Annotated in this window: 8 protein-coding genes; 7 read left to right on the plus strand and 1 reads right to left on the minus strand. The window is 45.0% G+C overall.

Annotated elements, in window-relative coordinates; all coding sequences use genetic code 11:
• The first annotated feature begins 273 nt into the window (after positions 1-273).
• The 6 genes from QN395_RS20320 (at position 274) to QN395_RS20345 (ending at position 6,731) form a co-directional block, all read left to right on the plus strand.
• Positions 274-888, plus strand: coding sequence for a glycine zipper 2TM domain-containing protein (locus QN395_RS20320; protein WP_322118083.1), 615 nt, complete (start codon positions 274-276; stop codon positions 886-888).
• Positions 889-1,259: 371 nt separating this feature from the next.
• On the plus strand, positions 1,260-2,081 hold the full coding sequence (locus QN395_RS20325; RefSeq protein WP_322118084.1) for a substrate-binding periplasmic protein: 822 nt from the start codon (positions 1,260-1,262) through the stop codon (positions 2,079-2,081).
• A gap of 186 nt (positions 2,082-2,267) precedes the next feature.
• A complete protein-coding gene (locus QN395_RS20330; RefSeq protein WP_323492887.1) occupies positions 2,268-4,241 on the plus strand; it encodes an ATP-binding protein in 1,974 nt (657 codons plus the stop codon).
• 58 nt (positions 4,242-4,299) lie between these two features.
• Positions 4,300-5,016, plus strand: a complete 717-nt coding sequence (locus QN395_RS20335) for a 16S rRNA pseudouridine(516) synthase (RefSeq protein ID WP_322118086.1) — start codon at positions 4,300-4,302, stop codon at positions 5,014-5,016.
• A gap of 102 nt (positions 5,017-5,118) precedes the next feature.
• On the plus strand, positions 5,119-5,733 hold the full coding sequence (locus tag QN395_RS20340) for a ParA family protein (protein WP_322118087.1): 615 nt from the start codon (positions 5,119-5,121) through the stop codon (positions 5,731-5,733).
• A 398-nt stretch (positions 5,734-6,131) separates the two neighbouring features.
• Positions 6,132-6,731: a lysophospholipid acyltransferase family protein gene (locus QN395_RS20345; protein WP_322118088.1), complete on the plus strand. Its 600-nt coding sequence runs from the start codon at positions 6,132-6,134 to the stop codon at positions 6,729-6,731.
• A 46-nt stretch (positions 6,732-6,777) separates the two neighbouring features.
• Here QN395_RS20345 and QN395_RS20350 read toward each other — a convergent pair whose 3' ends face one another.
• Positions 6,778-7,848, minus strand: coding sequence for an acyltransferase family protein (locus QN395_RS20350; protein WP_322118089.1), 1,071 nt, complete (start codon positions 7,846-7,848; stop codon positions 6,778-6,780).
• Between the two features lie 550 nt (positions 7,849-8,398).
• Between QN395_RS20350 and QN395_RS20355 the strand changes: the two genes are divergently transcribed.
• The gene (locus tag QN395_RS20355) at positions 8,399-9,163 is read left to right on the plus strand and encodes a flagellar basal body-associated FliL family protein (RefSeq protein ID WP_322118090.1); all 765 of its coding nucleotides are present in this window, start codon (positions 8,399-8,401) and stop codon (positions 9,161-9,163) included.
• Positions 9,164-9,324: the final 161 nt, after the last annotated feature.

Below are 9,324 nucleotides of genomic sequence, written 5' to 3' on the forward strand. Positions count from 1 at the left end.
AAACAAGAAAACCAATCGCAACAGTGGCCACACCCATGCTCGACTTTACTGGTTTGGGTATTTTGCAAGAAGCTCAACAAATTATAAAAATAATTCTTAAAAAAGGTATGCACATTGTATGCCATGCCTTTTACATAAAATGACGGCGCTCTGTGCCGTGTTTTACCTGAACTGGCTTATACGACGACAAAGCTGACATGCTTGTTATTGATGATGCCGTATTACTGGAAGTTCTTCGCTTTTCCATCCTTTAATTTATCCGGGAGTTCTAACATGAAAAAAAACGCCTTAATTTTCCCTGTGTTGTTCCTGCTACTTTCAAGTGTAAACATAGGTGCTCATGCACAAACAATCAGTTCTAAGCAGCAATATACCGAAGATACTAAAAGAGCGGCAACTCGATATGCTGATGATAAAAAGTTGTGTGCAGAAGAGAGTACATCCGCTTCGCGCATGCAATGTCTGCGGGATGCCAAGACCGAATATAACAATGCATTGGCTACCGCAAAATCGAATATGCAGGCAGTCACCGTATCAACCAAGTCGGGCGCAAGCTGCGCTGGCTGCGGTCGTGTGCTATCGGTCAATGTGAGTGATAAAGAGGGAGAAGGCAGCGCTTTAGGATTAATTGCCGGCGGTGTGGCCGGTGCACTATTAGGTAATCAGGTCGGTAATGGCACCGGGCGCGATCTGGCAACGGTTGCTGGTGCAGCTGGCGGTGCCTATGCTGGTCGTAAAATTGAGCAAAAAGCAAAATCGTCCAAAGTCTGGGCAGTCGCAGTGCAATATGATAATGGCGATAAAAACACTTTTAATTTCGACCATGATCCAGGATTCGGTAGCGGTGATCTGGTCAGAAACAGTGGCGATAGCATTATCCGCCGTTAATTTTTTGAGTATTCTTGTTAGCGACTTACGCAAATTTGCAGAGATGATCAAGCGAGGTGATTTGCGTAGGCTGGAGATGGGCAGAGTATTTTCAATCGATAATGTAACCAGAGCCTTCGTGGATACTAATAAGCTCACAAGGTTTGCTCTATTGACAGGAGCGAGGGCTAAGCTTGCTTACAGGTCTTGGTTGGGGTCATCATGGGATCGCCAATAGTGGCGAAACTAACTTTACATTTCAGTTTTCTATCTTGCTCATTTTCGTTGCTTCTTAGTATTTTATTGCCCTACGCCTAGATCGTTCTTGTAAATACCAAATCCAGTCGTTAGACTAGACGCTCATTATCCCAATAAAAACAAGGGACTGCTCAATGTTAAGCTACAAGCAAATACAGCCGCTGTCAGGACTAAAGTTGTTCAGTGTTCTCGCCTTGGTTTGCGCCTGTTTTTCTGGTTCAAATGCGCAAGCTGAATCGTGTAAAGCGTTGATTGCAGCAGGCAATCCAGAATATCCTCCTTATTTATGGCGTGACCCCAGCGATGAAAGCAGGTTAATCGGTGCAAATGCCGATTTAATGCAGTTATTATCAAAAGAGTTAGGCATACCGATTGAAGTCAAGTATGTTGGTACTTGGGGGCGCGTGCAGGAGGAGGCTAAGCTTGGTCGTATTGACTTGATTGCGGGAGCTTTTTTCACTCAACCCAGACTGGATTACATGGATTATTTTTATCCGGCTTTCCGTGAAACGCATTCTGTAATCTGGACAAAAGCAAATAGGTCTCTCAACTATAAGAAGTGGAGCGATCTACAGGGCAAACAGGGAGTCACGGTGATCAATAATAGCTTCGGTGACGATTTCGATCATTATGCTAAGGAATCATTGAAAATAGCTACCGTTGCTAGTCTGGAATCAGCATTAAAAATGTTGACTTTATCGCGCTCAGATTATCTGATTTATGAGGAAGATCCAAGCCTCGCCTACGTGGCTAAGCTGAATATCACCGGCTTAAAAATAGTCACGCCAGCGATTAGTAATGAGGGCTTATTTTTAACTTTCTCGCACAAATCGCCATGTAATACCGGAGAAATGCGCGGGCGCGTTGCGAAGGCAATGATCAAATTGACCAAGCAGAATGTGATGGATAAATTAATTGAAAATAACATTCAGCTCTGGCGTAAAAAAAGTGACTGAGGTGTTCAAGACGCTACGCATATATCTGAGTGAATGTCTGTTAATCAGGCTCTTTTTGCAAAAATAGCTAACGGCGAACTCTGCAAAATTCGGTGAATGCCAGTCGTTTCCTTGCAGCGAAAATAAAACTGTATATGGCAACTGGCTATGGCAACTGGCAACTCTATAAGCAACTCTACAAGGCTCATGTTGGGAAAACTTTCACTTCGTCAAATTCTGATTTTAGGCGTCGCATTAGGAATCTTACTGCCAGCCTTGGTCGTCGGACGATTTTTGCTGGTGGATCGGTACGAGCGTGAGTTGGATCTACGTGTGCGTACCCCAATGTCGCAATACGCGGATATGCTGTCCAGCGCGATGGCGGTTCCGGTCTGGAATGTCGATAAAGAAGTTGCTACCCAATTTGTTAAAGCCGTCATGCGTGACCCGGCAGTTCTGCAAGTCACCGTCGAAGATGAATCCCGAAGCCAGTTTGTGCATAGCGAAATCGCCGAGCGACGCATCGGCGAGGTCATGCATGAAGAACGTCCGATTTTTTTAAATAATAAGCAAATCGGTAAGGTCGTTATCGAACTGAGTACAGGGCGTTTGGATCACGATTTACTGATTGATTTCTTGAAGTTGGGCGGCGCAATCCTTGCGCAGGTTTTAATTTCGTTTGGTTTTATCCTGCTGTTATTTGAGCGCAGGATCGTACATCCATTGCAGGCACTGCAAAATATTACTGCCGATCTGGCGCGTGGCAAACTGGACAAAGCGGTGATCCGGCATCGCAAGGATGAGATTGGCAGCTTTGCCGATAGCCTGGACAAAATGCGGCTTGATCTGGGCGCTTTGCTCTCAGAACGCGATCTGAAAAATGAGATACTCCAACAAGAATTAAATGATCGTTTGCGTGCAGAGCAAGCCTTGCGTTTTACCGAAGAAAAATTCACCGCGATTTTTCATGCCTCGCCAGTTGCAATGACGGTATTTCGTAAAACAACCAGTTTCACGATGATTGATGTCAATGATGCCTGGGTCAGGCAATTTGGCTGGTCGCATGATGACATCTTAAACAGCCCAGAAAAACAACTTGCGCTGTGGCGAAATAAAGAAGATTTAGATGCCGTAATGCAAAACGTAGAACATCATGGCGAGATCCATGATTACGAAGCATGGCTACATTGTGGTCATCAGGAAAAAATCCTGCTATGTAATATTTCTGGCAGGTTAATTCGTCTGAGTGAAGAATCTTTATTGGTACTGGTGCAAGAAGATATCACCGAAAAACGGCATAACGAATCAGAAATTCGTACCCTCAATAGCAGTTTAGAGCGCAGGGTATCAGAACGAACTAACGCACTCGAGGTGGCCAATTCTGAGCTAACGATCGTGCTAGAGAATCTCCAGCGGGCGCAGCATGAGCTGTTACGCACCGAAAAAATGGCCGCACTCGGCTCCCTGGTGGCAGGCATCGCGCATGAGCTCAATACGCCCATCGGTACCAGCGTGACGATTGCCAGCACTTTGCAGCAGCATACCGAGCAAATCATCGCCGGGATGAAGACTGGGATGCGGCGTTCCACTCTGGACGAGTTTTTACAAAATACGCGCAATGGCACAGATATTTTGATGCGCAATCTTGGTAAAGCGTCCGAACTAGTCGTCAGCTTTAAACAAGTTGCCGTTGATCAGACCAGTGCCAATCGTCGTTTGTTTGTGTTGGATGAAACCATTGCAGAAATTGTGCTGACTCTTGGTCCGACCATACGCAAGACCCGGCATGAGGTGGTGTATACGATTCCGCCTAAAATTATTCTGGATAGTTACCCCGGTCCTCTGGGGCAAGTGTTGACCAACCTGATTAACAATGCGTTTATTCATGCGTTTGAAGGCGACACCCGCGGTGTGGTGGATATTTCTGCCAAGTTGTTTGAAGAAGATAGAGTGGAAATTGTGGTTAGCGATAATGGCAAAGGCATACCCGCCGCCAATCTCGGACGCATATTTGATCCGTTTTTCACTACTAAATTAGGGCAGGGTGGTAGCGGATTAGGGCTCAATATTGTGTATAACCTGGTGACTGGCGTACTCGATGGGCATATCAGCGTTGACAGCATCATCGACCAAGGCACCATCTTTATCATTAGCTTGCCTTTAACTGTTTTTAAAAAATAAAAACCAATTTGACACCCTGAATTTTGCAGACGTCCTCGCTTCTGTTAAAGTGCCGCCCATGAGTAAATTATCCCTAGATAAAATCCTGCAATCGCAAGGATTTGGCACCCGAAAATACTGTCGCGAGCTAATCGATGACGGCGAACTGAGCATCGCTGGCGAAGTCATGGACAGTTATAAAACGACCGTGGAAACCGATGGCCTGATTTTTCATATTTTTGATGAAGAGTGGGAATATCGTGAACATATTTATATCGTTCTCAACAAGCCCGCTAATTTTGAATGTTCACGCAAACCTAGCCACCATCCCGGTGTACTGAGCCTTTTGCCAGAACAGTTTTCGTGGCGCGATGTGCAGCCGGTAGGCCGCCTGGACCATGATACGACGGGTATGTTGTTGATGTCGGACGATGGGCCATTTATCCACGCCCAGTCTTCGCCTAAACGACATATTCCCAAAGTGTATGTTGCAACCACGGCGGAACCTGTCACCAACGAATTGGTAGAAAAGCTATTGGCAGGCGTGCAATTACATGATGAACCAGCGCCATTGGCAGCGCAAACCTGCCGCCAGCTTTCTGATCACCAGCTTGAGATCGTCTTGGAGCAAGGCAAGTACCATCAGGTCAAGCGCATGCTGGCAGCAGCCGGCAATCATTGTGCGGCGTTGAGCAGAACTGCTGTCGGACAACTAACATTGCAGTCTCTGGGTTTGGAAGAGGGCGAATGGTGTTATCTCACCCAGCAACAAATGGCGCTCTTGGTGCCTGCATAAAATGATTGTTTGTTGCGATTATATAATTTGAATTCTTAGCATCACTTTTATTGTTGGTTTTAGCTTAAGCTTCAACATCATTATCAGTTACGAGGAGTCACTATGCCTGTCGTCGCTATCGTCAATCCTAAAGGTGGTGTTGGTAAAAGTACCTTCGCCACTAACCTGGCCGGATACTTTGCCTCGCAAGGGCATAAGGTGATGCTGGGCGATGCGGACAAGCAGCAATCATCACGCACATGGTTGTCGTTGCGCCCTGCCAGTTTGCCAGCGATTAGTGCCTGGGAAATCCAAGACGGTCATATTGCAAAACCACCTAAAGGGACGACACATATCGTATTGGATACGCCTGCAGGTTTAAGCGGCAGTAAATTAGATGCGGTCTTAAAACTGGCGGACAAGGTGATTGTCCCTCTGCAACCTTCTATTTTTGACATCCTCGCCACGGAGGATTTTTTGAAAAAACTCAATAAGCGGGACAAGAACTACCAATTAGCCGTGCTAGGTATGCGAGTCAATGGCCGTAGCCGAGCGTCGGATCAATTGGCGCACTATGTCGGACAACTAGGCTTACCTGTCCTAGCGTATTTACGTGATACCCAAAACTATATTCAATTGGCAGCACACGGCGCGACTTTGTGGGATGTTGCACCTTCCAGAGTAGAAAAAGATATAGCGCAATGGCAAGACGTGATTGCATGGGTAAATCAGCCTTAAATCAGCCCTAAAGCGGCTATAAATCAGCCACGGAACAGAATTTAGCCGCAAAGCAGAATTGATATGAATTGCCCCGCAATATCAATTTGTGCAAATTCTGGGTTTAATATACTCCCCATTATTTTATGGAAAAATGCCTGATTGTCCAGTGATTATATGGACGATTAAAATATACTAATGGCAGTATATATTTAGGCGAAGCTTACTTCGCCTGATAAATCGACGCAGACTTGTTGCAGCAAACGGTCACAGCGCTTTCACCTACGCACCCTCCATCTTGATTGATGGCACTCTTTATTTCCCTAAAGCAGCATGTCTCTCTCTATAATGCCGCATTCGTCACGACGCCTTGCTGCGGCAATTTGGCGTAAATTCTATTTTTATCAAAGACTTAGTACATGCATCACACCATTTTTGACACGCCCATCATCAATACTTTGATGCGTTGGGTTTCTTTATTGATATTGAGACTGATTGGCTGGAAGGTCGAGGGTATTACACCGACCGCGCCCAAATACGTGCTGATCGCAGCGCCGCATACGAGCAATTGGGATTTTCCCGTGACTTTGCTGGTTTGTTTTGCTCTGCGCCTTAATGTTTACTGGATGGGTAAAGCCAGTTTGTTTCCACCCGTTGTAGCCGGCGTAATGCGTTGGCTTGGCGGCATCCCGGTGGATCGCACCCGCACTGGCAATTTGGTCCAAAGCACGGTTGAGGCTTTCCAAAACACCTCGTCATTGACAGTGATTGTCCCGCCGGAGGGCACGCGTGGCAATGTCAGCCACTGGAAAACCGGATTTTATTACATTGCTCAAGGCGCTGGCGTACCAATTGCGCTGGGTTATCTGGACTTCAAACGCAAAGTCGGCGGCATCGGGCGCATGTTTGAATTGTCTGGGGATATTACGCGTGATATGGCTGAAATCCAGTGCTTTTATGCAGGGATTACTGGCAAGAATCCGCGCCAGTTTGATGCAGGTAATATTCAAATAAAGTAATTGTCTCAGCAGAGCACAGGATAATTTCCCTGTGTTCTAACTATATTCAAATTAAAGTTTTTTGTGGAACGACTTTCACCTCAATAACTTTAGTTGGGCTAAGCTGGCTTGCTGCTTGTGCTCTGATGAATAACCATGACATTGGTTTTAAGATCAGCTTTTGTGTTATCAATTCACACCAGGCGTGTGACGCCAGCCAGACGATCAGTGCACTCACTGCGATTGCCGTAAAAATAGCCAATCCTTGTTCTAGTTTAAAAATCTCATTCAAAATACCCGTCTGTTGCAACACAATCAGTGCCAGACCGTGCCATAAAAAAACATACATAGAACGTTGACCGACTTGTGCCAGACCCCAATTTCTCAAAGAAAGCAAATGTAGACAGGCTAATCCAATTGTCAATGAGGCAAGATATTGGGCGATTTGATACAAACTACCTGTCATATTCGCCATCCCAAGATGGTTGAGCGAATAACTGCCATACAGCCAGCGATAATCGAAATCACTGTGCAATAAGAACGAGGCGGTGATCGCGATTGCTACTACCGGCGCACTCACAAATACCAGACGCTTCTTCGTATTATCAAAGGCACCCGGTCCCATTTTCCAGCCCAATAAGAAAAATGGGAAGAAACAGAGAGTGCGTGAAATACTTAAAAAATAACCCGTGCTGTCTGAATAACCAGCGATTAAGGACATAGCCAAGGCAATTACCACCGGAAATTGCAATTTTGAAAAAATCGGTAACAACAGACGCCAGGATAGTAAGCTCAACAAATACCAGAGCATCCAATAAGGTGCAAACAAGCCGCTATAAACGCTTAAATTGCCTTTTAACAGCAACTCCAGACCTTCATAAAAAATCTCAAAAGCGACCAGGGGAATAACAACATTTTTGACTAATTGGCTACCTTGTTTTTCGTCTAAAGATGCTTTTGAGAACATGCCGGAGACTAAGGCAAACATCGGCATGTGGAACGAGTAGATGAAAAGCCATATCGAGTGCAGAAAATGCGCTCCCGCGATATGCAATTCAATCAAATGACCGAACACGACTAAAAATATCAAAACACCTTTGATATTGTCGATACGGAAGTTTCTGCTCAGTGAGGACATCAATAATTCTCTAACTATTTGTAAACATGGGTTTTTTCGGAAAGTCGCCATGATAACGAATGATCGGAACTTAGGTTCGTGAAGTTTGTAACGAAGCTTTGCTAAAAGCATTGAAGTAGGCAAATAGATGCTTTGATCTGCTAAGATTTCACTGCAATCAGGCTAGTAACATCACTGCTTATCATTGCTATTACAGTGGTGTTTTCGTTACAAAAATTATGAGTAGACGTACGCAAAATCGTCTCAATTGCATTGCTGTGCCTTGCCGGAACAATTTTTGCGTAGGTCTTAATTGATTTCCATACGAAGAACATCTGCCATATTGATGTCACAAAGTGAGCTTATAGTTATCGTGTACCCTATGTTTTAATTTCTTTGTGGCAATTAGTGGTGATGCGATACTACAATTCATCAACGACTTACGCAAAATGATCCCGGCAAGGCGTGACAACGAAGATAGTACTGTTGTATGGCGTCGCGCCACGACGCTTTGAGGCGGTTTTGCTCAAGGCCATCATATTGGTATTTATTATTGGGGAGTGCACTGCTTATGGCGAATAGTGATGCAAAGAAAGCACTGCTGACTTCTAAGCTCGATTTTGAACCCATGCATGGCGGAATAATTAAGTCATCCGAATTTGGCGATAACATTCTTGACGAATGGGGCTTTAGTCCCGATTCAGTTGTGGTTGACAGCAAGCCCGCGCCAGACAAAGTTAATAAGTCAACGCAACCAGTACCGCCTGCAAATTCACCATTACAACCCTCGCCATCTTTGGTCAGCTCCGACGCTACCACTAAGTCTAAACGGTCGGTTGCGTCTATCTCACTTGGAGAGTCTGCGGCAAGAGCCTCGGCCACCCAAAAAAAAGTACCGCTATCACCAACAAGAAAAACAGCCGTAGTCAGAAAAAAAGATCAATTTACCCAGTACGCTGCCAGCATTATTTTGTTGGGATTTATCGTCATTTCAGTGGCGATCTATTTCTATGTGAATCGCGCTCCAAAAAATAATGCCGAAATCAGTTATGCGACGCTGCCCGAAGCTGTCGTCAATATTAACGGTCAAGTGACCAGAATGCAGGTCACTATACAAGTTGGTGCGGACGATCAAGGCTGGTTGCAAGAAAATACGAAAAGTCTCAACGACATATTTAAAGTGGCAATCTCCAACACCAATCCTGACGATTTGCGCACGCCTGAGGGTTTTCTGACACTGCAAAATAATCTTAAGCAAGAACTGAATAAGGCGATGAATTCCGATAAGGTACAGGCAGTTTTATTGACAGAACTACTGCTGCAAGATAAATCTTAAAGAATCACTTGCCGCTATTTTTATGCTTGATGTTGCATTTTGTTCTTGAAATTGTCAGGTTTTAAAATCTTATTTCTGTATCTCATGAGGTTCTTGCAAAACGAAACACCGGAGAGTAATTTTATTGCGAGAAGCGCAAAATAGATGAGAAAGGAGCGGCC

Origin of the sequence: Undibacterium sp. RTI2.2, from assembly GCF_035018705.1 — a bacterium.
GTDB lineage: Bacteria > Pseudomonadota > Gammaproteobacteria > Burkholderiales > Burkholderiaceae_D > Undibacterium.